General features: G+C 54.1%; 15 protein-coding genes. 7 read left to right on the plus strand and 8 right to left on the minus strand.

Annotated features, from left to right (window positions below):
• Positions 1-42: 42 nt before the first annotated feature.
• On the minus strand, positions 43-1,806 hold the full coding sequence (locus tag NKF25_RS12365; RefSeq protein WP_253226974.1) for an L-lactate permease: 1,764 nt from the start codon (positions 1,804-1,806) through the stop codon (positions 43-45).
• 944 nt (positions 1,807-2,750) lie between these two features.
• On the opposite strand from NKF25_RS12365, the gene NKF25_RS12370 reads away from it, so the two are divergent.
• Positions 2,751-4,517, plus strand: a complete 1,767-nt coding sequence (locus tag NKF25_RS12370) for a sodium:solute symporter family protein (RefSeq protein ID WP_253226975.1) — start codon at positions 2,751-2,753, stop codon at positions 4,515-4,517.
• Between the two features lie 103 nt (positions 4,518-4,620).
• Here the strand turns inward: NKF25_RS12370 and NKF25_RS12375 are convergent, their stop codons facing one another.
• Positions 4,621-5,436, minus strand: a complete 816-nt coding sequence (locus NKF25_RS12375; RefSeq protein WP_253226976.1) for an IclR family transcriptional regulator — start codon at positions 5,434-5,436, stop codon at positions 4,621-4,623.
• A 344-nt stretch (positions 5,437-5,780) separates the two neighbouring features.
• Positions 5,781-7,031: a Zn-dependent hydrolase gene (locus NKF25_RS12380; RefSeq protein ID WP_253226977.1), complete on the minus strand. Its 1,251-nt coding sequence runs from the start codon at positions 7,029-7,031 to the stop codon at positions 5,781-5,783.
• A 186-nt stretch (positions 7,032-7,217) separates the two neighbouring features.
• Between NKF25_RS12380 and NKF25_RS12385 the strand changes: the two genes are divergently transcribed.
• From NKF25_RS12385 to NKF25_RS12400, 4 genes are all read left to right on the plus strand, one after another.
• Positions 7,218-8,741, plus strand: a complete 1,524-nt coding sequence (locus NKF25_RS12385) for a sodium:solute symporter family protein (protein ID WP_253226978.1) — start codon at positions 7,218-7,220, stop codon at positions 8,739-8,741.
• A 37-nt stretch (positions 8,742-8,778) separates the two neighbouring features.
• Complete coding sequence (locus NKF25_RS12390; RefSeq protein ID WP_253226979.1) at positions 8,779-10,071, plus strand: amidohydrolase; 1,293 nt, start codon at positions 8,779-8,781, stop codon at positions 10,069-10,071.
• Positions 10,072-11,473: 1,402 nt separating this feature from the next.
• The gene (locus NKF25_RS12395) at positions 11,474-12,379 is read left to right on the plus strand and encodes a dihydrodipicolinate synthase family protein (RefSeq protein WP_253226980.1); all 906 of its coding nucleotides are present in this window, start codon (positions 11,474-11,476) and stop codon (positions 12,377-12,379) included.
• A 631-nt stretch (positions 12,380-13,010) separates the two neighbouring features.
• Positions 13,011-14,261, plus strand: a complete 1,251-nt coding sequence (locus NKF25_RS12400) for an AI-2E family transporter (RefSeq protein ID WP_253226981.1) — start codon at positions 13,011-13,013, stop codon at positions 14,259-14,261.
• Positions 14,262-14,822: 561 nt separating this feature from the next.
• Here NKF25_RS12400 and NKF25_RS12405 read toward each other — a convergent pair.
• Complete coding sequence (locus NKF25_RS12405) at positions 14,823-15,701, minus strand: hypothetical protein (protein WP_253226982.1); 879 nt, start codon at positions 15,699-15,701, stop codon at positions 14,823-14,825.
• Positions 15,702-15,796: 95 nt separating this feature from the next.
• The gene (locus NKF25_RS12410; protein ID WP_253226983.1) at positions 15,797-17,152 is read right to left on the minus strand and encodes a hypothetical protein; all 1,356 of its coding nucleotides are present in this window, start codon (positions 17,150-17,152) and stop codon (positions 15,797-15,799) included.
• Positions 17,153-17,639: 487 nt separating this feature from the next.
• On the opposite strand from NKF25_RS12410, the gene NKF25_RS12415 reads away from it, so the two are divergent.
• Positions 17,640-18,764: a PQQ-binding-like beta-propeller repeat protein gene (locus NKF25_RS12415; RefSeq protein ID WP_253226984.1), complete on the plus strand. Its 1,125-nt coding sequence runs from the start codon at positions 17,640-17,642 to the stop codon at positions 18,762-18,764.
• Positions 18,765-19,461: 697 nt separating this feature from the next.
• On the opposite strand, the gene NKF25_RS12420 is transcribed toward NKF25_RS12415, so the two are convergent.
• Positions 19,462-19,869, minus strand: coding sequence for a heme-binding protein (locus NKF25_RS12420; RefSeq protein ID WP_253226985.1), 408 nt, complete (start codon positions 19,867-19,869; stop codon positions 19,462-19,464).
• 270 nt (positions 19,870-20,139) lie between these two features.
• Here NKF25_RS12420 and NKF25_RS24470 point away from each other — a divergent pair, with 270 nt between their 5' ends.
• Positions 20,140-20,787: a transcriptional regulator FilR1 domain-containing protein gene (locus NKF25_RS24470; protein ID WP_253226986.1), complete on the plus strand. Its 648-nt coding sequence runs from the start codon at positions 20,140-20,142 to the stop codon at positions 20,785-20,787.
• Between the two features lie 130 nt (positions 20,788-20,917).
• Here the strand turns inward: NKF25_RS24470 and NKF25_RS12430 are convergent, their stop codons facing one another.
• Both NKF25_RS12430 and NKF25_RS12435 read right to left on the minus strand, forming a co-directional pair.
• A complete protein-coding gene (locus tag NKF25_RS12430; protein ID WP_253226987.1) occupies positions 20,918-22,375 on the minus strand; it encodes a CehA/McbA family metallohydrolase in 1,458 nt (485 codons plus the stop codon).
• A 968-nt stretch (positions 22,376-23,343) separates the two neighbouring features.
• Positions 23,344-24,312, minus strand: coding sequence for a hypothetical protein (locus NKF25_RS12435; protein WP_253226988.1), 969 nt, complete (start codon positions 24,310-24,312; stop codon positions 23,344-23,346).
• Between the last annotated feature and the right edge of the window lie 513 nt (positions 24,313-24,825).

Below are 24,825 nucleotides of genomic sequence, written 5' to 3' on the forward strand. Positions count from 1 at the left end.
CGGTGTGGGCGAAAGCTTACCTGAGCCTTCGTTGAACTTTCGTCAGAACACCCCCGGGAAGAGGACGTAGACGAACAGGAGGCTCAGTATGCCGGTAAAGACGCCGTAGTAGATGAGCGGGATGAGTTCTAATCGAATGACTCGTCCCTCTTCTCCGACGAGACCGACGACCGCGAGCGCGGCGACGACGTTGTGAATGGCGATGAGGTTGCCAATCGCACCACCGACGGCCTGCGCTGCGAGCAGGAGCGTTCGCGAGACGCCGATATCGCGCGCGACGCCGAACTGGAACGTCCCGAAGAGGATGTCGCTTACCGTGTTCGACCCGGCGAGGAACGCGCCGAACGCCCCGACGAACGCGGCGAAGAACGGGTAGGTGCCACCGGCGACCCCTGCCACGGCCTTCGACAACACGATGAGCATGCTATCCCCGCCAGTCGCGGCACCCGACTGGAGCATGATTTGGACGGTGCCCACGGCGAACAGGAGCGCGACGAGCGGCGGGGCGATGCGCTCGAACGTTTCGGCCCACGAGTTCTTGATGTCGGTCGGAATTCGACCGAGATTACCCAACCGGTGAAGCAGGACGGCGGTGAAGTGGACAAAAACGAACACCGCGCCGGGGAGATACAGGACACTGATGGAATTATCGAGCCCCGTTCCGAGGATGTTGTTCCACTGGAGGACGAGTGTCGACTGGAGGAAGTCGGTTAGCGGTGCCCAGACGCGTGTGAGAACGAGCAGGACGGCGAGCAACCCGTACGGGAGCCACGCCATCCAGATCGACATCCCATCGTCGTCGGCGAGGGCCGTGTTACTCGATGTAACCGTCCCGCCGTCAGCAGCGATCTGACCGCCCTGTCCGACGGACTCGCCGGGTTCGATGCCACCGACCCAGTGCGAGGGCCACGTGTCGCGCGGAGCGAACTCCCAGTCGTCGTCCGGGTGGAAGTAACCGGCTTTCAGTGCACCGATGGTCAAGACCATCGCGACCATCGAACCGAGGAGCGCGGGGAACTCCGGACCGAGGTAGTAGGCGGTGAGCCAGTAGGGAATCACGAACGTTACCCACGAGAACAGCGCGAGCGGGAGGACCGCGAACGCGGGACGTATCGAACGTTCCTCGCCGAAGAATCGCGTCATCATCATCACGCCCATGATGGGGACGGCGATGCCGACGATGGCGTGATAGGTCGCGGCCCAGACGGCGATCTGATCCACCCAGAGGGAGATACTGCCGAACGGTCCGTTGACGACGACCTGCGTCTTCACCATCGAGACGGACTCGAGCGTATCTTGCATGCCGATGACGAGCGGCGTCCCGACCGCGCCGAAGGTGATGGCCATGAGGTTCCCGGTGAGTGCGATGACGACGGCGGCCAGCGGCGGGAACCCGAGACCGACGAGGAGCGGCCCAACGACTGCCGCGGGCGTCCCGAAGCCAGCAGCACCTTCCATGAACGAACACATCAGGAAGACGAGTACGACGACCTGAACGCGTCGGTCGTCGCTGATGGACGCGAATCCCCTGTTTATCACGTCGAACGCGCCCGTTTCCTTGAGCGTGTACAACAGGAGAATGGCCCCGAAGACGATCCAGAGGATCGATAGCGCGGTGATGAAGCCGTTGATGGTCGCACCGGCGAGCCACCGTGGGCTCATACCCCAGCCCAGGTATCCGACGGCGAGTGCGACCACCCATGCGACCGGCATTGCCCGTGTCGCTGGCCAGAAGCGAATGACCATCAAATAGGTGATGATCATCAGCGGTACCAACGCGAGTACGATCGATGTGATCGGCGGCATGTTATTTTGCTCCCTGTACCGGTTTGTTGCGTAACGACCCGAAGAAAAGTCCCGGGTTAGTGCTTGTGCCTATTGGTATCATTATCCGTGCCAACTAACCACTGCATCCGCTATCCTAAATAATTATTGATGGTCACAAAATATCAAAGCGAAGTCGGCTAACGTGCGGTGTGTCCCTCTCATAATCAAGACGGGATTGCTATTGGCCAAGGAGAGCAACGATAGGAGGCATTTTATGTTGGCGGCTTTATACAATATTACACGTAGCGTGGAATAGTGAATCCGAAACGGGACGACAATTTCTCCCCTCAAACCTGATCAAATGGACAGAATCCATCTATTCGAAGATAGTATCTGATTCAATTCTCGGTAGATCGATTCGATTATTAACTTCCCTGAGAATGCGCGTCGTAGAATAGGAATGGAAATCAAACGAGCGCCGCCAAATCCGGGATTAGCCAAGTCATGTAAACTGCTGTATGGATCAGATATCTCCACTCTACACCCGTAAGACCGGATATACGAAACGGATACCACGATTCGGTATTCGCTATCACGTGACGGTGGTCGTTACACGAATCGTGGAATACGTAGCGACCACTCCGTTGTCGGAAGTAACGTAGATGTTCGACGACCCGTAACGGGAATCTACTCTCTGTGCCCCCACCTCCGGAAGGCCACTTGACTCCTCTCCGTAACGGTATTTCCATTACAAAACTAAATTTGTAAAGAATATTCTGAAGACGCGACGAGTGACCCCGGATAGAGGCGTGCATCGATTTTCGAACGTCATTCATGACGACTTTGTACGTTGTTTCCATTTACCGTGAGAGAATAACACAAGGTTTTTGTCCCACGACAATAATGTAGGATTCGAAATGATACAGTTACTCCGTTCGCCAAGAATCGAACCCGTTACCAAACACGTCGGAGGCGAATAACTGATGGAACCCCGGACAGTCTCCCTCGGCGGATACATCGTCGTACTCACCACCATAGCGTTACTAGCGATGCTCGGCATCGGGTGGTACTCCTACCGGAAGAGCGTCGGCGCAGATCTCGACGATTTTTTCTCCGCTAGCAAGTCGCTCGGGTTCATCGTCATTTCCCTCTCCATCTTCGCGGACTCGTACAGCGGGAACTCCTTCCTCGGATACTCCGCCGCGACCTACCGTTCCGGGGCGTGGTTTCTCGCGTATCCACAGTTCATGATTGCGGGCATCATCGGTGCGCTCATCATCGCGCCCCCGCTCGTGAATCTCGGTCAGAAGTGGAACTACACCTCACCCATCGACTACCTCGAACATCGCTTCGACAAGCGTGTCGCGCTCGTCGCGCTCCTATTCATGATCTGGGGGACGTTTATCCAATTCACCGAGCAGTTTTTCGCAATGGGGTATCTCGGGAAGGTCGCGTCCGGTGGCATTCTCCCGTATCAGGCCGTCATCGTCATTTTCGGCTTGGTTATCCTCGGGTACGTCGGACTCGGTGGATTCCGTGGGACCGCGCTCTCTGCGGCCGTCCAAGGTGCGCTCATGTTATTCTCGCTGTTCCTGATGCTCGTACTCGTCGGCACGCTCGGTGGGTTCTCGGCGCAGATCGATACGATTTGGCGGACCGCACCTTCGAAACTCACGCTACCGTCGACATCGACGATGGGTAGCTGGTACAGCATCGTCATCCTCGTCCTGCTCGGCCTCCCGACGTACCTCCACATCCAGCAGTTCTACCTCGGCATCGACAACGCGAAGGACCTGAAGACGACGTTCCGACTGCAGGCACCGATCTTTTTCTTCGCAGCGCTTACGCTCTGGGGACTCGGCCTTTACGGCGCTGGTATTTTCCCCGGCTTGGGTGATGTACAGGCGGACAAGCTCGTTCCCTATCTTCTCGGCGGGTACGTGAGTACGGGTGGTGGGAAACTCCTCCCGTCGCTCATCTCGCTCGGCGTAATCATGGCAACGCTGTCGACCGCGGGAGCGGCGGTGATGGTGCTCTCGATGGCCGTCGCGAAAGACACGTACAAACGCTACGTGAACCCTAACGCCTCCGACGAGCGCGTTATCTGGGTGAGTCGTGTATTCCTTGCGGTGTTTCTCGCGCTTGCGCTCGCGATTTCGTTCACGCCGGATAACACGATCTGGAGCTGGACGCAACTGAAGTTCGAATTCCTCCTGCAGGCGACCCCCGTGTTCGTGTTCGGGTTGTACTCCGCGCGGATGAAGAGTACGCCCGCCCTCGTCGGGATGTTCGTCGGCTGTGCAACCGCAGTCAGCATCTACGTGGCTAGTATCTCCATCCCGTTCGGCTTGAATGCCGGTCTCGTTGGGCTTGCCGTCAACTCCGTCGTTCTCATCGGTGGGAGCTACGCAAGCGGGCGCGACGAAGAAACGGAACGTGCGAGCGCGATTCTCGAGTATAACTCGATCGAGTTCCCCAGTGAGCCCCGGGAAGCGGAGTATGTCCTCCCGGCACAGCGGAAGGTGTTTTGGGTTGGGCTTGCGGTCGTACTCGCACTGCTCGTGCCGTGGTATGCACCCGAGAGTTGGAACGCCCAGACCGCGTTCGGTCTCCCTATTTGGGTGTGGGCGACCCTCGGTGCGGTTGTACTCGAAACGCTGTTCGTCGTTTTTGGCACACTCATCTGGCAGAAACAGGAGTCACCAACAAGCACGTCGACGGAACGTGCTGCATCAGTCGATAACGACTGAGTTTGGTTCTCCAACCCGTTGCTTCGCGTATGGCGGAATCGAATCGCAAATTCGGTCTACTCGTGTTCGGCTTGTGGCATTACAGTAATAGTAATGTCATGGTTTACAGTGGCCCGGTGTTCTGGGACCGTTCGACCATGTTCAGGTTCACTTCGATTACGTTTGCCGTGCGCATCACCAATTCCGGAACGTGTTCGTGGTACTGGTCGCCACTGAGCCGCGTTTTCGGGGCCGAAACGCTCAGCGCACCGAGGACCGATCCGTTCCGGTCGTGAATCGGCGCTCCGACGGCGCGAAGTCCCTCCACTTCCTCACCGTCGTTGACCGCGTAGCCCTGTTCCCGAATCTCGTCGAGCGTTTCGTACAGCGTTTCACGGTCGGTAATCGTCGAGTCGGTCATTTTCGATAACCCATACCTGTCGACTATCCATTCGACTCGCTCTTCCGGGAGGAATGCGAGGATAGCCTTCCCGGTCGCCATCGGATGGAGGTAGTTTGCACGTTGCTTTTTCGTGATCTGGTAATCGTTTCCGACCGCTTGTTCACCGCGAATCTTACAGAGGTTGATTCCGAGGCCGTATTGTTCCGTCGTCAGGTGTGCGTACTCCCCCGTTTCGTCCGCCAACTTCTTTATCTCCGGCTTTCCGATCCGAAAGAGCGGGTTCTGATTCCGAACTCGCTCACCTAGGGTCAGGAACTGAAGGCTGAGCCGATAGTCGTTGTCGTCCTTGACGACGTACTGGCGTTCCTTCAACGTGTAGAGGTGCTTGTACACGGCACTCTTCGACAGGTCGAGATGCTCCGCCAGTTCCGTCACACCTGTCCCGCCAAGTTCCTCGAGCGCGTCGATCACGTCGAGAGCTGTCGTTACGGTTTGGAGGCTTTGGGTCGACCCTTCATCGTTGGGCGAATGTGGCATACTCACATGCAATACACCCTGGACCCAAAACCGTTTCTGTATCGTGGAATTTGTAAAATCCTGGATTACGTCGTTTCACATCCCCTATCGTATGAACTGTCCTCGATTCGATCGTACCGATAGTCTCCTCTCGGTTGGAGATGGCTTGTAGTGGTGTTTCTCTCCATTTGAAGGATCGTTTTCCATATGTGGAATTCCCAACACGGGACGAAACGGACGAAGCGAGCCACACGGAGGCTACAATCGACGAAACCTACCCTTCGAGCGTTTCCGAGACGGATAATTCGCAACAACAAGCGAGGGCCAGTCACTGTCGAACAACTGAGAAAAGGGAAGTACTGGAACTATTCGTTCGAAAGTGCGAACAGCGAACCGGCGAGCACCTGGGTACATTCCGCACAGTCCTCCCAATCCGTCCATTCGAGCGGATTGTGGGAAATTCCTCCCTTCGAGGGGGCAAAGAGCAATCCGACGTCGGTGAACGGCTCCAATCGCATCGTATCGTGTGCGGCCCCGGAGTGAAGGTCGACAGCCGAAGTTTCCACTTCCGTCGCGGATTCATGGACTGCCTGACGACACCGGTCGCTCATTCGTCTCGGTTTCCGGTACCGGGGGAGGGAAAACGACGTTTCGACGTCGCGCTCACGTTCCAATTGTTGGAGGCGTTCGCGAACGAACTCTACCAGTTCCATCATCGACTCGTGCGAGATATCCCGAATGTCGACGGTAAAATCGACTCGTCCGGGGACGACGTTCGGTGCGTTCGGTGAGACGTCGAGCGACCCGACCGTCGCGACGGCCGTCGGAGCGTCACTTTCGGTGCGTTCGAATGCCGCCGTCTCGATGTCGGTGACGACGGTACTCGCCGCGGTCAGGGCGTCAGTTCGTTGGGACATCAGCGTCGTGCCCGCGTGGTTCGCCTCGCCGACGATGCTGACGGCACATCGAGCGATTCCCGTAATCGTCGTTACCACACCGACCGGAACGTCCCTGGATTCGAGCCGTGAATCCTGCTCGATGTGCAGTTCGAGCCACGAGTCCCATCCTTCCGGGCGTATTCGACCTTCTCCGAGAAATCCGATCGAATCGAGTGCGTCCTTGAGGGTCGTTCCCTCTTCGTCGGTAAGCGCGTGTGCCTCCTCGATGGAGAGCGATTCCGACGCGACGGCTGATCCCAGCGCACCGACGCCGAACCGTTGGCCCTCCTCTTCGGTGAAACAGACGACTTCGAGCGGTCGACGAACGGGCAGGTCTGCCTCCTGTATCGCGCGAACCGCTTCGAGACCGGCGTAGACACCGAGTGGTCCGTCGAAGATGCCTCCCTCGGGAACGGAGTCGAGGTGGCTGCCCGTCGCAACGGGTCTTGAATCCGGGTCGGCGGTTTCCGGTACCCAACGTCCGACGATGTTTCCGACGGCATCGATTCGAACGTCCATCCCGGCGTCACGGAGACGGCTCACGAAGTACTCGCGGGCACGTCTATCCGCTTCGGTTCCCGTCAGCACGGTTCGAGCGTGTCCGTCGTCGACATCGACCGAACCGAACCGTCCGTTTTTCATCAAGTCGCGCTGGAGGCGCTCCGCATCAATCTGCATGGTCCGAGCGACAGAGGGAGTGTATTTGTGTCTTTCCCATATCATCCGGAGTGGTCTGTAGCCGGGACAGTAAATTTAGATTGATTGTGTTTCTCGGCCACAATTTCACCTTTCTCAAAAAATCGATAAATTTTCCGAATACATGGAAAGTTATAAATACTGCTGGTGAAGCCTATAGCCATAGCAATGCTACGGTCATACATAGCAGGAATTGTAGTTGCATACATCCTCGTGATGCTTGGCATCGGCGTGTACTTCCACAAGAAGGGGATGAAAGACCTCGAGGACTTCTTCCTCGCCGGTAAAGGCGCACCTTGGTACCTCGTCGCGTTGTCGTTCTTCGCGACAGCTATCGGTGCAGGAGGCACCATCGGACTGTCGGCATCGACGTACGATGGGCAAAGTATCACGGCGTTCTGGAGCTTCGGTATCTCGCTTGCGAGCTTCTTCGTCGTCGCGGTACTCCTCGGGCACAAGCTCCCGAAGACGTCGAACATCACGATTCCAGCGATGCTGGAGGACCGGTACGACGGCAAAACGCGGTTCATCGCGCTTCCGTTCTACATCCTCAGGTTTGTGAGTACGCTCGGTGCACAATGGTTGGCGGCAGGAACCATCATCAGCTTCCTCCTCGGAGATATCATCACCATCGAGCAGGCGGCAATCCTCGGTGCGCTCGTCATCACCGCTTACACGATACTGGGCGGAATGGCTGCCGTCATGTGGACCGACTTCGTCCAAGGGATAATCCTCTTCGTCGGGCTATGGATCCTGGCGATTTTCGGCATCTCCGAACTCGGTGGCGTCTCGGCGATGACGTCCCAAGTCACCCAGCGCGCTCCACAGGCGTTCGACCTCTTCGCGATGAAATGGACGCTCATTGCGGGATACATCGTGACGCTCGTTCCGAGCATGCTCGTTCGGCAAGGTTACCTCCAGCGGGTGATGTCGGCGCGGAGTCCTCGTGATGGTTTCGTCGGGACGACGCTGAACGGCATCATCGGGTTCGTCTACATTCCGGTTCCACTGCTCGTCGGTGCGATGGGTATCATCATGTACCCCTCGATTGCGGACTCGCAGCTCTTGATGCCCACGATGGCAGTCGATATCCTGCCGACGTGGCTCGCCGGAATCCTCCTCGCAGCACTCGCGGCCGCAGTCATGAGCAGCGGTGACAGTTTCTTGCTCTCGGGTGCATCGAACTTCGTCGAGGACATCTACATTCGGTACATGAATCCGGACGCGGATAACGAAAAGCAACAGCAAGCATCGCGGGTCGCCGTACTCGGGCTGATGGTGCTCTCGCTCGCACTCGCGCTCGTCGTCCCCGGAATCATCGACCTCATCGTCTTCGGTGCAGTCGCGCTGACCGGTGGCGTTCTCGTTCCGTGGCTCGCCGCATTTTACTGGCCGCGTGGAACGTCCGACGCCGCATTCTGGAGTATCGCTATCGGCGCTGGTCTCACGGTCGCATGGTGGTGGGCTGGATATTTCTCCGACACCGCCGAGTTCATGGGACTCCACCCTATTTTCGTCGGACTTCCGATATCGATCCTCCTGTTCTTCGGGATTTCGCTCGTTCAGGAACCCGAGTACGACAAAGTGTTGGCGGCAGCGGAAAAACACAACCTCGATAGTCTCAAGCAGAAGACCCAGCAGGCGATGAACGAACAACCGTCGAGTGACGGCGTCATCGCGGATTCTGACTGATGTTCGATAATAAGGAAACACACTCACAGACTCACCAATGATGGACTACGACGATTCAGTGTGGAACGGAACGGCTTCGCTCGTGGAGATTCGGCGGGACTTGCACGCACATCCCGAAGCGGGATGGAAGGAGTTCCGAACCACTGCACTCGTCGCGACGGAACTCCGGCGGTTGGGTTTCGACCTTCATCTCGGAGACGAAGCGATGTCCGTGGATGATCGGCTCGGTGTTCCGGACGAGGATGCGCTCATCTCGGCACGTACCCGTGCTCTCGACGAGGGTGTTCCCGAGGAACTGCTGGAACGGATGGGGGACGTCACCGGACTCGTCGCGGAACGTACCTACGGCGACGGAACCGGACCGGTGGTCGGCGTTCGCGTCGACATGGACGCGCTCGAACTGGTGGAAGCGCGTGATGAATCACACGCGCCGGTACGTGAGGGGTTCGTCAGCAAGCATCCCGATGAGATGCACGCATGCGGGCACGACGGACACACGTCCATCGGAATCGGCCTCGCACGCGCGCTGAACGACTCCGCTTTCGACGGGACGATAAAGTTGTTCTTCCAGCCAGCAGAGGAAGGTGGTCGGGGAGCGATTCCAATGGCGAGAAGCGGTCACGCGGACGACATCGACTATTTCGCCGCGTTACATCTCGGCCTTGGTATCCCCACTGGAACGGTCATCGCGGGATACGACCGCCCCCTGTGTAACTGCAAGTTCCGCGTTCGGTTTGCCGGTCAGTCCGCACACGCTGGCAATGCACCGCAAGCAGGTGCGAACGCGCTGCAAGCGGCAACGACCGCGATACAAAACCTCTACGCCATCCCCCGTCACAGCGATGGGGTGTCACGAGTGAACGTCGGAAGGGTATCGTCCCCCAACGGGCAGAACGTCATTTCGGACCGCGCCGAAATGATGATCGAGGTTCGCGGTGAGACGACGGCAATCAACGACTACATGATGGGGAAATCGGAACGGATCGTGACCCATTCCGCCGAGATGCACGATGTGGGTTACGATATAGAGACGTACGGAAAGACGACGACGTTCGAATCGGACGAGGAGATGATGACCGCCGTTGCCGACTCCGCGACGAAGGTCGATACTGTGACCGACGTCTCGAAACGTGAACAGTTTGGTGCGAGCGAGGATGCGTCATATCTCATTCGACGGGTGCAACGACAAGGTGGAAAGGCCACCTACATCGGAATCGGGAGCAACCATCCGGACGGACATCACACACCGCATTTCGATATCGATGAAACGTCGATCCGAATCGCCGTCGATGTCCTCCTCGAAACGGTTTCCACCGTGGGAACCCGGTGATCTTCGACTTGTCGGTGGTATAACCGCTTTCGCAACCAGCGTTCCTTCGAGACGAATACGGTCATGGATGGTATCGCCGCTCTCGACCGGAACCCTTGGGTCCCAACGGTTTTCAGACGATTTGGTGCGATTGACGAACGGTAGTCCAACGAACGTCTGTGATTTCCATACGAGATGTCCTGAAGCCAGGGAGAGATGTGGACGGGAAGTTCCGTCATTGGAAGGTGATTTTGGACCACCGCATCAGTTGCTCCAAATCCATGTGGATTGCCACCTCTTCGAAAAAATACGGAATATATGTCATATTGGTGAATATGTAGAATAAATTTGGTTCGTGGTGAAAGGAGAGTATCATCTAAATGGGATTGTACGAGGGGAGTGCAGTATTATGAACGTTTTACTTGAGAAGTCGTTTGAGAAAATGCTAACGCAGTTTTGAAAAATGAACTTCATTCCGATCCTACGGTGGAAGTAGTAATCTCCACAAATATCGTTCTACTATCGCCCCGAAAACTCCGTCCTTATTATTTTGGGAACCGCAAGATCGCACACGATCTCCCGGAAATTGTACTGGAATTTCCCTATTTGTGGGGTGCACCTCGTCTCTTATTTGGCACTATAATTGATATCTGTCATCACTTTCGGCCATCAGTAGGTAGAATCTCATACATAATTAGATAACAGACACAATTGTGAATTAGTTTCCGGGACGGATGTTCTCGTGTCTGCACAACTATCCATGAGTCAAGAAGGGTCACACTCCTCGACCGTATCCCGCTCCTGTTCCTTCGAACTGAGCGTTCGCGATAGAAACCATTGCGGTACGAGTCGAAAACGCATCTGAATACTTCGTCTGCGAATTTCGAGAACTGTTGACGGATTTGCCAACAACAGTCGATTACAACTCCGATTGCCCCGAACAAACTCGGCGTTTCAGAGCCGATAATTACAGATCCGAGAGAAAGAGTGATCCGCCAATCGTAATACCAATCATTCCAATCAGCATGATAGATAACGCAAAGGCCATTCTCGTCCGTGTGATCACCCCGGTCTGATTTACCACGGACGAAGCCAGTATCCAAATAATCGCGTAGAATAGAAGTACCGTGAAGACACAACCAGCGACGAGGAAAATCGAAAAAATCGAACCGGACTTCGACTGACGATGAGTTCGACTCATTACCGGACATTCTCACGGAGCGATAAACAACATTTCGGTCTGCATATTGAAATTTGAGATATTGAAAGGATATTTGAGAGATTTGGGATACGTGATTATAACCTCAACAGGACGTCGATCAGCGTTTGCGTCGGAACATGCGATGAAATGAGAGAGCGAATTGCCGACATCCGACGGGTTCCCTGGAGAAGAATTAACTCCTCGTATTCGTATCGGTTACATATGTCATCATCATCCAGTCCGGAAGCCTTCGAGGGCGTGTTGTGCCCCCTCGTCACGCCTTACACTGACGGAAATGTGGACGAAACCGTGCTTTCGGGATTGGTCGAACGGCTCGGTAAAGCAGGTATGGACGGCCTCGTCCCGGCCGGAACGACCGGCGAATTCGCGAGTTTATCCGATGAAGAGTACGAAACCGTCCTGCAGACGACGGTCGATGCTGCCGACGACGTACCGGTGCTCGCCGGGACCGCCGATACGACCGTTCCCAACACGCTGGAGCGCATCGAAATGGCGGCGGACGCGGGTGCTGATGCCGCCCTTATCGTCCTCCCGTACTTCCATGGTGCGAACGACCCGGTTGGCAACGAACGATTTCTCTCGGCAGTCGCCGACGACGCGTCGCTTCCGCTATTCCTCTACAACATCCCGTCCTGTACCGGGCAGGAGATTACACCCGCCACCGTCGAAACCGTTGCCCGTCACTCGAACGTCCACGGGCTGAAGGATTCGAGCGGCGATTTCAACTATTTCCTCGAGGTGGCCGATCGTACGCCCGAAGACTTCCGCCTCTTTCAGGGCTTCGACAGCTACGTCGTTCCGGGAATGCTCATGGGCGCTTCGGGGGGAATCAACGCACTATCGAACGCAATCCCCGAAACGTTCGTCGCGGCACGCGATGCGGTCGCCGCGGGGGAGGTCGAGCGGGCGCGGAGAATCGGAGCGGAGCTAATTTCTCCCCTCTTCCAACAGTGTGTGAACCACGGGTTCGCACCGGCGACGAAGGCGGCACTCGAATCGCGAGGGTGGCTCGAAACCGCCGAGGTTCGACCGCCGCTCGTCGAGTTGGATGCAGCGGTAAAAGAGGAGATCACAGCGGGTGTCGAACGCGTGCTCGGTGCCGATTGACACTGGGATTCGGTCGCTTGCTCGGAGAGCATGCTAAGCAGTACGGATGGTTCCATGGATGGGGTAGTTGGTTGGGTATCAGTTGACCCCCGAGTAGTCAGCTTCTGGTTGCCCTTACTTTCGTTTGTCTCCCTCTGATATGCTATTGTCAACTCTACAATCACCTGTCTTGATATCGTATGATAACATATGGCAAGATGACGATGCCCGTTCAAGGTACTGATCAAACAGTATGGGAGGATTCAGACGGTCGAACAATAGAGTCTCGTCTCGCAGATGTGCTTTTTTCTGAGCAAGTGTTGAAAATGTGCTCGTGGTTTTTGATCGGAGGCGTGTTCGAAAGCTTGGCTGCCATTCAATTACTCAGCAAATATCACGTTCCGATTGAGTTGTTATTTTTCTGCTTCCTGGGGCAGGGTCTCTTCGCTATCGGAATCTATTATCTAACGCAAGTATCCGTGCCATCCAAAAAGCTACTCGTCAATCCGGAATAAGAAGCGGAACGGTTCGTTTTTAGCAATCACTAATAAAATTTTTAAATACCCACGGATGCTAATACGTTTTCAAATAGTTCAAAGTGTTTAGATATCGGGCAAAGAGCTTTAGACTGAGTCCTGCCGTGCTATGAGACATGAATTTCACTCCCGAACGGAACCGTGAGCGAGTTGCCTGGTGGTTAATCTTCAGCGCACTAGGAATACTGTTTGCATTTATTCTGTACTCATACGTCGGAACGATCGTTCTTGGGTTGTTTGTCTACTACGCAACACGGCCGATATACCGGCGATTAAGACATCGCGTCCAACCACGCAGTTTGGCTGCGGGACTCTCTCTGGGCACGCTTGCATTTCCTGGGATTCTCCTCCTCGTGTACACTGTATTCGTGAGTATTCAACAGCTTAGAGGGCTCATTGGAGGGAGTTTCGACCAGTATGAATCTGTCCTCGGTCCATATCTGAAACAGATCGCGGGGACACAGAACACACAGGTTGCTATTCACCGCATCCTTTCCGATCCCCAACGCCTCACGCAGTTTCTCGACCCACAAACCGCGAGTGAACTGTTTACTTCGGCTGGGGGGTACGTCGGTGCTGTTGCGACCGGCTTATTGCATGTCTTCATTGCACTCATAATCGCGTTCTATCTGCTCCGTGATGATCAAAAGCTCGCGCACTGGTTTACGTCACAGATCAGCGGCACGGACAGTGCAACCCATGCTTTCTTGGAAGAGGTCGATACCGATCTCGAGACGATTTATTTTGGCAACATTCTGAATGCCTTTGTCGTTGCAATCGTCGCTGCGATCACCTACACGATACTGAATACCATTGCACCGACTGGAGTCGCGATTCCTGCGGCAGTTTTGTTCGGGCTACTAACGGGACTTGCCAGTCTGATTCCGATCGTCGGCATGAAACTCGTCTATGTCCCAGTTGGGCTCTACCTCGCCGCCCGTGCATTGATGTCCAATCCGCAATTTATCTGGTTCCCCTTCGTCTTCCTGTTGATTTCAGCTGTGATCGTAGACGGGTTGACCGAGATATTGTTACGACCGTATATTTCGGGGCGGAATCTCCACGTTGGTCTGGTTTTGTTTGCCTATATTCTTGGCCCGCTGCTATTCGGCTGGTATGGGTTATTTTTCGGACCGCTTCTGTTAGTGCTGTTCGTTCACAGTACACGTATCATTTTGCCGGAGCTCCTGCACGGTCAAGAGTTAACGCCGTTCGCATCCGCAGCAGATCCGATTCCTGACCCGGATGAGAATGTCGCCGACGAGTCGGCGTCATCCGAAACAGCCGATACGAAGTCCGCTGGAGAAGACAGCACCTCTACGTCATCCGAAGAATCTGAGCGGCAAAATGGTGACTCGGACGGTTAGACGTTTTACGTCCGTCTCATCCTTGAGAGGAATTATCCATGCATTGCGGGTTATTCTTCATTTCATCCATGCAATTCTGATCCGTTCGTGGTTTCTCACTGTCCGCGCTGTTGAGCCTCTTGTTAGGGGCAGTCGTGAGTATCCCCTTCCTCGATATCTCGTGATTGATGGGACTGCCGATCGGATGTATCCGTTTCTGTAGACTAAAGCGGTTTGAATTCGATCAACTCCTATCCGATATCGTTGTAGGCGCTGACAGTAGTTCCACAAAAAGCAGTAACTATTGACTCAGGAGCGATGTTCGTATGGTCATTATAGGGTTGGTACTCGTAGTTCCGATTTGTTAGATCGGGAGAGATGGCTCCTGAGGGATTCGTGATGTCGATTCCTTTTTTGGAATACAAAACAGAACTATGTTCGCTAGAGAGAACGGAATAGATGTGGCGCGTAAGACATCCATTGGTTTGGTCACTCAACCACCGTCAGCACACTATGGAACGATACGGAATGTCGGAACTGCGGGAACGTCGGGGAGACTGAATAACCCAGGGAACAGACGACTTAAACGGACCCCTCAAATACGGCATATCCGATCGTCTCCGGCGCGTGTGCTGTCTCAGTATCTGCACTTTGCTCCTCTTCAACTTTCACTTGGACACCAGTTTCGGAGAGGTTTCGATACCGTAGCCCTGCCGCATCGCGTCCGTTGAATGTTTGCATCCCCGCGAGGAACCGAGGTGTATCATACTGCTGTTGGAACTCGATCTGATACCATTCGTCAGTAACGGCCTCTTCCGTTCGCTGTACCTCGAAATTGAGATCATTCATCTGTCCGACCATTTGTTGGAGTGCAATGTAACCGACTGCTTCGTCGATGTGGTCTTCATTGGCATCTTCCTCCTGAACGACCATCGAAAACGAATCGCTGGATACACCAGTCACACGTGTGACGATGGGGTCATTACTATTGTACGTCTGTGATTGCGCGAGGACGACGGGTATCTCACTGTCGGGGAAGTCGCCAAGAAAGACAGTGGTGAAATCAGAGGTACCAACCGCAGTCCCCGCTTCCAACCGATACGGAGTTTCATCGGCCAACTGTAACTCTTGTTCACCCGATTCCACTGCGAGCGAGTGGAATGTCTCACTGATATGGGCACCATCGAGATACTCCCACTCCTCAAGCTTATACTCGAACTCGCCATCGGTACCGGTTTGAAGGCGGGTGTGAACGGGTTGTCCACCGTTATAAGAGAGCGGTTTCGCAACCATGGGACGAGTTTGTTCGACACCGGTTTGGGCGGGATGCCACTCTTCAGCGGATGACTGATCGTCGGTGAACGTGTTCGTTACGAATGGTGCACCCGGATTGTAAGGGAGACCATCGACGGTCCATGTCGCCGGGCCACTCGATGCCGTCGATTCGATACCGCCCGTCACGTAGAATGCGTAGGTTTCTCCTGCCGGTATCCCCCCTGTCGCCTGTCGTGACTCCCCCGGCCGTTCCGGCGATTCGTCTTCCCCCCACGTCATGGTCACGGTTGCTCCGTCATTCCCTGCCGGAAGAACGTCCGTTCCGGCGGTGATTTCGTACGTCGACGGCGATTCGCTACCGCTGTTATCGATACGGACGAGGGTGGCTGATTGGAACGGAACGTCGCCGATTGCTGGCGGAGACGGAAGTGGCGGTGTCGTATCCGGCGGCGTCGGATCACCATGACAGTCATGTGGGTCCGAACGTATTCCGAATCGGTCGGAGCACCGCTGCCACCGATAACGCCCGATACGGTTCCCCACTCGTCCGGAACCTGACCGATCGAAATCGCATATCTCCGGGGATGGTCGTTGGTGACGTGGACGTTCTGAAGTCGGAGATACGCGAGATTGAGCTCCGTACCGTTCGACAGCGTTTTTTCCCGTGTGAAGATCGCATCGTGGCTCTTGTGGGACGCATAGCTCACACGGACGTCTCGAACGTCGATGCGCTCACATGGTGCTGGAGCCATGATCGCCCCGCCGCAACTGGAAGACAGATCACGATGATAGAAGTCGCTATCCGCGATCGTGAGTGTGCCGTCGTAACTGTTGATTCCGTTTTCGACATCCGTCGGTGCGACTGCCTCCGCATTCACACCCCGTTGCAGCGACCCCCCCGACCACGCTTGAATCGGATGCTGGTCGTCCTTGATCGAGACGCAGTTACGTACTTCCGAATCTCCCCCGAGTCGCAAGCCGTTCTGCGAATTACGGAAGAAACTGTTGTAGATCTTTAGCGGACCTTCCGGTTTCTTCGCATAAATCGTGTTCTCAGCCCAACTTTCGAACCAACACCGGTTGAAAACGAGCTCACCTTTGCCCGATTCGACGAGGATCGCCCGTCGATTTCCGGATTCGGTAGAGGAACACGCTCCGTCGTGGAAGTAACAATCCTGTAAGAGACCGCGGGTGTTCTCGGCCGATGAGAGACGAAAGTACGTTCGCGCGTCGCTCGAATCGTTCGATCCCACATTGGTATCGGTGCTGGCGCGCACCGCTCCACGGGTGATGATGCGACGAAGTTCCCAGTCCCCTGCTTTGTAATTCATCCGTACGAATGGTGGAACGAGAACGTTCCGCATGTCCAATTCGAACCCGTCCAGGACGAATCCGTTAGAATAGACATCTATCCACCGTCTGTTATCTCCCGATTGTCCTGGAATGAGACGAGCGCCGTTCGGGGCAATCAATTCCAGATTGTCGGTCCCAGCAGGGACGACGAACTCGTCGAGTTTGTAGATCCCCTGAGGAAAGAGGATCGTCGTGTCGCTCCCAACTAAATCACTCAGGACGCTGTCGATGGCTGTTTCCCCAGTACTATCTGCACCTTGTTCCACGATGTTATACGTCGGCATTCAGGACACCACCCATTCGATATCGTCCGTATAAGTTTGATGAGTCGATCGACGATCGGTTCGGATTCCGTTGCTGTCGCCGTTTCGAGTTATCGATCCTGTGCCACCTTTCCGACCTTCTTTCGGGGCGTCATACGCCATATTCTCTCATTTCCCGTTTAGAATATTGTTATGAGTCTCTTGATTATATTTAGTGTAGATATTGTATCATCTTCTAATTTTCAGGGAACACATAACAATATTTCTCTCGATTATTGGATTCATTTGGAATATGTTAGAAAACACCCGTGCTAACCGAAGAACCATCTTGAAGACAATGGGGAGCGTTATCGCTGCTACTTCCCTCGAGAGTCGAACAATAACCGCAAACGAGTCTAAATCAGGCCGCCAACGATCTTCATGCTGGACAACTCATCGGTCAGATTCAGGACGAACAGGGACGGTTAGAGATTCTGGCCCGCGATTGTATCCGACGACCGACTGGAAAATGGATCTCTCGGGGAGCATGGATGCGATCGAGCCGATCGTTACAAATGAAACGGTGTATCTCGCGGTCACGACGTCGAACAGTCCCACAGAGGGAGACGGATATATTGGGGCATACGATCGTGCGACAGGTGACCAACTTTGGGAAACGAACCGGTTTCCACGACCGAAAACACCGACGGTTTATGATGGTACTCTGTATGTCGCGACGCGGGTCCCGGAATACCCAGGATCCAACGAGGGCGGATTGTACGCGATCGACGCAAAAACCGGTGAGATCGAGTGGAAACGGACGAATCGGCTGAAGTGGCTCATGCCGGTCGTCGAAGACGATCGACTGTACACTGCAACTGCTGATGGCGCTTACGCACTCGACACAGAAAGTGGGGAAACGATTTGGAAGAGAGCTAACGTCGGTGGACTCTCCGATGGGCTCGGTGGTTCGTTGAGTTACGCGGACGGTACTGTGTTTGGTAGCGACGGTACCGCGTTAGATGCGACTGATGGGTCCGTCAGTTGGCAAGCGCCGGAGGAGAAACGCACGTTCGGAAATCACACGGTTAGCAACGGTAGGATATTCTATATTCGGTCGGACTACATTCAGGGGGATGATAGTCGGGTTGTCGTTGAAGCACGCTCAGCGGCGACAGGTGATATCGATTGGACGTATTCTTCATCAGGTCACAATCGATGGGATGGGCGACTCGCAGTCGCAAAGAACTACGTTCTCATTCCTCATTCGAACGCGACGGAAGCGGGCATTGCTGCTCTCGACGTACGGTCGGGAGCAGTGAAGTGGTCGACAGACTTGTATGGAGATTTCTTTAGTAACCCAACTGTTGCTGATGAGACGGTCTATCTCGGTGGGAGATACCTTCCGGAAGACGACCCTAGGAAGGGGTTTGCAGTCGTTTACGCTGTTGCTCTGAGATCTGGTAACATACGATGGGTTTACCGATTAGACAGTAGTAACCTCAAAACAACGTCAGAAAACCCGTCAGCCGCGGGGACGCCGGTCGTATCGGATGGAAACCTCTACACTGCCACCTATCCAGCCGGATCGACGCTTCGGTATCAGTATCTCGAATATTCGAATTTCTTCGCGCTCAAATCCTGGAACGAGTAGTTTGATGGATAGCTATCCAATTCTAATAAGCATCCGCTAGCCTGCTACGTAGCAGCCTTTCCGCAACCGTGATATTCTCCACTATTCCACGGATTAATGCGCGAATCATACGGTCGCCGTAGCCCAAACGCCTACGAAAGACCACCGGTCGATAGTCTGACCAAATCTGTATACTGAAAGGGTGGAAACATATTGCCATGCACCGACGGCACGAACACCCACCAATCGAGGAGTTTTCGGGCACCATCGATGAGTCAGTGCCATCGTCGGCGGTTGGATACTGTTTGTCGGCTTCATCCCCGCCCTGAAGAGCGAGGCTTTCGCCTCGAATTTTCCGTAACATCGCACCATCGACGCGGGCACAGATCCGGGTATTCCATCGGGTGATCGATCCGAGATACTCGATTTCGTTGAATATGGTATCGAGGAAAAGGGAGTTCCCTGGCAAGTCGAAAGTGTCCTGCGGGACGAACTTCTCGTGATTGCAAACGCGGTGCCGATGATTCACGACTAGGTGTCGGGGTTGCGTTTTGAGACGGTAATCCACGTCGAATTATTCTTCAGCATGAACGGTTGCCAGAAGAACAACCATTGTTCGATTTGGCGTCACCAACAACTGCACAAGCGAGGCATCTTGGGGCGAACAGTGCCCGATCAGCAAAACGAACTCCGTTGAAGCGGATTCGTGATCGCAGTCCTACGATTCAAAGGCTTCGACACCCGCTTCAGCGACGGTTCGGTCTTCTTCAACCGCACCGCCACTGACTCCGACAGCGCCAACGACATCGCCATCAACACGAAGGGGATACCCACCTCCAAAGATTACGATACGGTCATCATTCGTCGAATGAATCCCGAATAAGGACTCGTTCGGCTGACTGGCATTTGCTAGTTCGTGGGTCGGCATTTTCAGGCTCACCGCTGAATAGGCCTTATTCTGGGCAATATCGATGCTCGCTAAGAGAGCATCATCCATTCTGCGAAATGCGACCAAATTAGCGCCTTCATCGAAGACGGCGATACACATCGGTACCTCGATCTCCGACGCTTTCTCTTCAGCAGCCCCGAGGATCGATTCTGCGACGTCTGCACTCACATTAGTCATTGTTCATCACAAGCTTGTCATACGATAACATTGGTCGAAATATAAGGTTTGTGCCGAGTATCGTATGAATTACCGTAGTATTCTGCGGTAGTGATTTGTGCGAGGCGAAAAAATGATGAGACCGGATAAAAGACTCTGGCTATGAATGACTCGTCATTAATCGACTCTTTACTCCGATCTGATGTACGAACGTCTATTCTCATTGCGATCGCTAACGACTGTAATTCGACCCAATCGCTGCTAGACTCCGATCTCGCTAGCGAGTCGGGTGTGTACAACACACTAACTCGCTTCCAGGAACAAGGATTGATACATAGCCCGCAAGCGAACCACTGGTCGCTAACTGGACTGGGGAAAGTCGCGGCCAAAATCATCGACAACTGCCAACAAACCGAGTCAGTACTTGCGATTGATTCCGACTTCTGGCAGACTCACGACGTGACTGCAATACCGCCACGTTTCCGGCTTCGTCTTTCAGAGCTTGCTGGTGGCCAGGTAGTAACGGCTACCGAAACGCGACCATCAAATGCTATCTCTGAAATCGAAGAACGATTGATAAATGCGAACGCAATCAGCGCTATCACACCAGTGTACGACGAGCAATTGGCCGATGCAGGCACCACTGGTGAAATAGAGCGACTCATTTTTGATGAAGCCGTTTTCGACGACATCATCCAGGAAACCATCTCGTCACGAATAGAGGCCAAGGAGACAATGCGCGTGACAGACGTTTCTGTTACGGTTACCGTTACTGATGACTGTCTTCTCCTTTCACTACCGACGTTGGACGGGACTTACGACCCTCAGGCAGTATTCATCGCCGAGACGGAGGAAGCTCGATGTTGGGGTCACCGCCTTCTCGATTTCTACTGGGATTCTGCAGAGCCATTGGACCACTACTTATCGGGTCAAAGCTGATTTTCTCACCGTCTAGGGATTGCTGTTTCTCGGCCGTTGCATCCGTACGTTCCGCGAACCTTCGCTGATCAGTGCGGTCCGTGAACGTCATTCGGTGTGCCAGGGAGAAAAAAGCTGAAGCGAGGGTTCGTTATGCTGATTCGAAGAAAACTGGATTCGTGAGCCCAACCATGGTATCGTCCGAATCTCTGATTTCAACACGAACAAATTCGGCGGCTTTCGCATTGGTAGTGTACGAGACCTGTTCCGAATCGCTAGCCAGGGAGACGGCCTTGACAATACTGTCCTGCGTGTGGAACGTAACAGTTGCGTCCTTTACTCCCGTTACAGTCATCTCAACTTCGATAGGCGCATCCTCCGGGCGTCGAAGATATTGCCCCGGAATCACGCTCCGACAACCACTGATCGCTTGCAAATCGACGGAAACGGAGTCTGAACGCGCGAGATAACTGTTCCCGGATGAAATACCGGAGAGAATGGCATCTGTTCCGAGTTCCGATGCGTAGACAATCGTGTGTGGCAAGCCGATTTGGTCGTCGTAATCGTGTGCGTCACTCGCCCCGACAGCCGGAAGATAGTGCCCTTCACGAAGCATTCGGTCCCACGTCTGGAGTGCGGCCTCGTCTTCCCACGTCCACGGTCCGTTCCAAACTTCGATGGCGTCCATTACCTCATAGCCGAATCGCCAATCACAGCCTTTGTAGGGGCAGAATGGATGATTCGCCACAGCGAGTCCTCCGACATCGTGTACCTGCTCGACGTGAGACGACAAATCGTCATCCGTGGGTTTGTACCGCCAATCGATCCATTGGTCCGAATCGAGACCGAGTGCACCGTAGTGGCCCGCACGTGTGGTTACCTCCTCACCGTTGACGATGAGCAGATTTGGACGGGTGTGTTTGCCCCAAATCTGGTTCGCGGTCGTCGTGTTGTGCTCCGTCGAGACGAAGAAATCGAGGCCAGCATCGACGACCCCGGAAACGAGGTCAGCGGGAGTATACGAACCATCGGAATGAACGGTGTGGAGATGTAAGTCACCCCGATACCAGCCTGCGGTTTCGTTGACGGGGGTGCTTGGTGCTGGTTGTGGCTCGAAAGCGGGTCCCGGGGTGGACGACCGCATGGTGACGTCGATCGTGTAATCTATGCCTTCTGCACCGACACGGTACGGACCCAGAATGATGTACCACGTTCCGGCCTGGATTTCACCAGGATAGTATCCCGGTGTCGCCTCCGAACGAGAGAGCATGAACTTGGTTCGTGCACCACCGGACCATCCTCGGAACCCACTCACGTCGTCAGATGCGTGCCCATCGGAGTCGAAAATGCCGATATCGAGCAGGTTCTCGGCCGATTTGTTATACTCATATTCGACGTGTAGTTCGGTAATATCGTCCTCGACATCGAACGGAACGTACACCCAGTTCTGAACATCCGGTTCGAGATGTCCCGTGATTCGTTTTACTTGCTCGCCGGGTTCCCCCTGTGTAAGACCGGTTATTTCAGTGGTAGCGATACCCACGACACCGAGTGAGCCAACTGATCGGAGAACCGTCCGTCGAGACGTCTGCTGGTCGTCTGGTTGCATTATGTCTCTAGATATAGATTATACAACTCCACAATATAATTTTATAATTTATATATGGAGAATACAATCTACAAACTGGCGGATAAGAGAGCTATTGAACAGTAGAATCCCAACGTAGATATCCCTTCAATAATGCACTCGGACGTTGAGCTCACTATCTCAATGGAGTACACGACCGACGCTTCGTGAAGAAGAGAAAGTTGAGTCCGCGGGTTGTTCTCTGGTTGGTACTGAATTGACGGCTACGAAAATAGAGAACACGATACTCGTGGTCAAGTCGCCGACCTTGACAGCGATATGTTCGATCAAGATGGATGTTGGTGTTTCAATTCCTCGCCGATTTGTCCAGGAACTGGCGTTCCACAGTCTTTACACTTCCACGTTGGATAGACATCACCCTGTTCCCTGATGAGGTCCTGTTTGAACTCGAGAGTCGCCCCACAGACACATCGGTAAGACGTGGGTGACATACCTAGTGGTTCGTGACGGTATCCGATAAACTACAGGTGACCGAACCGTATCCGAGATTCATTGAGACATGGTTCACGAACGGGGGTGGAATCGAACCACCGGGGCCACGAAGTGGCCGCCATCGACGTGGTGTCGATGGTGCTTCTACCAACAAGCAACCCGTTCTCGTGAAACGATGCGTGGTCGTGCCAGCACAACCACACAACGGACGTTCGGCATCAGGCGCGGAGTTTGTTCGTTGACGATGCTCAAGCGTCACACGACACGACAACCTGACTGATGTAGTGCGACGCTCGCAATTCTTCTATCGTGCGCTTCGAGTATTGTTATTGAGTGCCTGATGGTAGAGAAAAGCCTTCCACGAAGGAGAGGGTGCAGCTCGGAAGCTCTGATATGATCTCGTGTTTCAGTGACGGAATGGATCTTTAGAGACGAAGAAAATGAGCGGTGAGCGGACCAAATTCGACAGAATCGATGGCCGTGAGGCGCTTATACTCTCAGAATAGACTAGTGAAAAAGGACTCTATCGAATGGAGTACCGAACTAAAGTCGTTCCAAATCTGTCCGAGGACGGATTGTTTGTCGTTCGTACTCTTGGTCGCTTGTTTCACTGTTGTCGTAGCTGTGTTGCTACTCGTTTTTGTTTGGGTTGTTTTGGTCGTCTTGGTTGTTCGGGTCGTTTGCCGTGTTGTCGTCTTCGGCTGGCACGATTTCGACGAGATTGTGACCGGTTTGTTCATATTCAGCTTCGTTCGCGTGGGGTTGTTTATGTCCCCCGAGAGAACTTCCCATCGCTTTATTTCTCCATGGGTGTCATTTGAGAGGACGGCTTTCTGGTTGAACTCGGGATTAATGGTAAACTCAAAATCGTCACCCAGTCCCCGATAGGCCATACCATCTGTGCGTTTTTTACCGTGGGCCCAACTGGCCTCAAGGGTCGCCACTTTCTTTCCGTCCGAATTGCGGTATTTCGAGAGGTCCCACTGGTCGTAATTCGTCTGAAGTGGATACTTATCGTCTTTGACGGCAATCTCTCCATCTGCAGGAAGATTGGTGATTCGGAACGTGACCGCACCCCCCGAGCCAACACCCTTCTTATCGTGAACCGCGACGAGACTCAGCCCTTTCGGTCCCTGGTAAAGAAAGAGGATGCTCGTATTCTTCCGTTGTAGGTTTGTCGTCCCGAAAGAGGCGTACCGGAACGATGACGGATGGGTAAATGGTGTCCGGAAGTCATAAAATTTCTCCACAGGAAGTTCCTTTGAGAGCGGTTCGATAGGAATACATTTTCCGTCCTGTTCGAGGGAATATTGGGAGGGGCCGTGCGATTGACTGGCCGTTGCCGTCGAGATAGTTCCAAGCACGGTGGTCGAAGCAATGGTCGCTTGTAGAAATTGGCGACGGTTAACGGAGGGAGGACTCTGGGACATCCTCAACTCAATGTGTTCCAATCCTCTTCGTTCCATGCCGTCTAATCCGAATCAGTAGGAGTCACACGAAACGGTAGGGACCACGTTCACTGTCAAACCAAACAAAGAAAATACGATCGGCGATTGAAAGACTCCCCAAGTATGGTACAAATATACGGAGAGATACGAGTCCAGATTTGAACCAGCGGCTAAGACGACAATTACATCGAACAGTATAATGATCATAATGGAAACAATCGCTACTGATGAACAACCAGGATTTGGAATCGATATAGCCCTCGTTTGGATCGTTGGAGGAAGATGGTATACGCTCTACAATCGAATTCTGATTGGGCCTCGAATGCAGGCCGCCAGCTTTTCGAAACAGTGCGGCGCTCGGAACAGAATACCGAACTGGTCAACTTTCGCGAGATGCGTGCCGAGAGTCAGCAAGTCGAGGACAAGTACCTCGATGTGCTTGAGCACGCGTAGAACGTCGCCAAGACGAACGACGTAATGGTTGCACGGCTGAGCTATCGCGAAGTCGCGATATATTCTGACTGTGCGTAC

Origin of the sequence: Haladaptatus sp. AB643, assembly GCF_024136975.1 — an archaeon.
Lineage (GTDB): Archaea > Halobacteriota > Halobacteria > Halobacteriales > Haladaptataceae > Haladaptatus.